1 rRNA gene and 2 pseudogenes are annotated in these 2,344 nt (G+C 42.8%); all 3 read left to right on the forward strand.

The features are described 5' to 3' along the window. A 23S ribosomal RNA gene (locus AC5JL8_RS12260) occupies positions 1-170 on the forward strand; the annotation flags it as partial. A 530-nt stretch (positions 171-700) separates the two neighbouring features. Continuing rightward, positions 701-1,667, forward strand: a pseudogene (locus AC5JL8_RS12265) (AAA family ATPase); the annotation flags it as partial. Between the two features lie 206 nt (positions 1,668-1,873). Next, positions 1,874-2,344: pseudogene (locus AC5JL8_RS12270) on the forward strand (R3H domain-containing nucleic acid-binding protein); the annotation flags it as partial.

Consider the following 2,344-nt stretch of genomic DNA (forward strand, 5'->3'; position numbering starts at 1 on the left):
GCGGAGCGGATAACCGCTGAAAGCATCTAAGTGGGAAGCCCACCTCAAGATGAGTACTCTCATGACAAAAGTCAGTAAGGTCACCTGTAGAATACAGGTTCATAGGCGGTAGGTGCAAGTGCAGTAATGTATGCAGCCGAGCCGTGCTAACAGACCGAGGGCTTGACCTCATCAAAACATTGGTATTAAACAAGTTGCTATGTAATGTTTAAGGTTTTAAGTCAGATATTAGTAAACAGTCTTTAACCACTTGGACTATTAACTGATAACTGTTCACTCACTACATAAATATTTAGCCAAAAAGCCTCTTTTAATTTATAAAAGGAGGCTTTTGCTTTATTGGGCTACAAAGCTCAAATTGGTGACAGAATCCCCCAGTAAATATTCGGATTGCTTACTATTTTATTACTTAATCATTGCTATTCTAGAAGTAGAAAATAATCAGACAATCCTCAAAATAGGAATACATCAAAACCTGAGAAATAATCTTATTCAATTTAATAATTAGATTTCTAACTTTTTGGCTCTAGTCACATTTAAAGAAAACTTTGTTTTTTGCAAATCTCCAAGCTCAACAAATTCTGGCAATTATAACACTATAAGCAAACGCGCATTCGGCATTGCTGTTTAAGCTAGAGCCAATCATGCTAACAGCAATTACATTCTTTCATTTTGAATTGCTTACCACTATATATAACTCATGTTTATGACAGATGACCTCCAGAAACTACTGGATATATTGCCTCAAGAAATTAGACAGCACCTATATCAGCACCCACAAACAGAGAATTTAATTGAAGTTGTTTTAGATTTGGGTCGTCGTCCTGAAGCTCGATTTCCAGGTAAATCAGAATATTTATCTTCTACCCCCGTTACTCAAAACCAACTCGACGATTGCATCGCAAAAGTCGGAACATTTGGCGGCGATAATCGCGCTGGGATTGAGCAAACTTTACACCGCATTAGTGCCATTCGCAACCGCAATGGCAAGATTATTGGTTTGACCTGTCGGGTTGGTCGGGCAATTTACGGCACGATCGCCATGATTCGTGATTTGGTAGAAACTGGTCAATCAATTTTGATGCTGGGTCGTCCTGGTGTGGGCAAAACTACCGCTTTACGCGAAATTGCTCGTGTTTTAGCGGATGATTTTCACAAGCGTGTAGTCATTATTGATACTTCCAACGAAATTGCTGGGGATGGTGATGTTCCTCACCCTGCTATTGGTCGCGCTCGACGAATGCAAGTGGCGCGTCCAGAATTACAGCATCAGGTAATGATTGAGGCTGTAGAAAACCACATGCCAGAGGTCATTGTCATTGATGAAATTGGCACGGAACTTGAAGCTTTAGCTGCTCGTACCATTGCTGAACGCGGGGTGCAATTAGTAGGTACTGCTCACGGTAACGAAATTGAAAACTTAATTAAAAACCCCACTCTGTCGGATTTAGTTGGTGGTATTCAAAGTGTCACTTTAGGGGATGAGGAAGCCAGGCGGCGGCGCACTCAAAAGACGGTTTTGGAACGCAAAGCACCTCCAACATTTGATATTGCAGTGGAAATGTGGGAGCGTCAACGTTGGATTGTGCATGAAAATGTTGCTGATACGGTTGATGCTTTACTGCGAGGTCATCAGCCTCACCCACAAGTGAGAACTATCAATGATTTGGGTGAGATAACGATTACACGCAAGATTCCCAGTTTCCAAAATCCGATGCCATTGGCAGACTCTGCATCACCTAAATTTACTCAACCATCGCTGTCTTGGCGTGGTTCTGAGCGGATAATACCGTTTCCAGAAAAACACGATGCTCGCAACAAAGCCGAAGCATCAGATTCTCATCAACCCAAGGGCTTATATAACGCAGATTCACCTCTACACGTTTACCCTTATGGTGTTAGTCGCCACCTTTTAGAAGAGGTCATTCGCCTTCTTAATTTACCAGTGGTGGTTGTTGGGGATATTGATGATGCAGGGGCGATTTTGGTGTTGCGATCGCACGCACGCAAACACGCGAATTTTCAGCGCATGGTAGCAGACCATCTATCCCCTGTTTACTCTCTGACGGCTAATGCGATCGCAAATATTACTCATGCCTTGCAGCAAGCTTTGGGAATGGAGTCACCTAATACTAGCGATGCAGGAGAACTTAACCAATTAACACAAGGTAGCAAACACTCGGACATTGATGCTCTGGAAGAGGCGAGACTGGCCGTGGAACAGATTGTCATTCCTAAAGGAATTCCTGTAGAATTACTACCTCGTTGTGCCAAAGTGCGTTCTATGCAGCATGAATTGGTTGAACGCTACCGTCTCAAGTCTCAAAGCTTTGGTGAAGAACCT

The organism is Mojavia sp., from assembly GCF_059505145.1.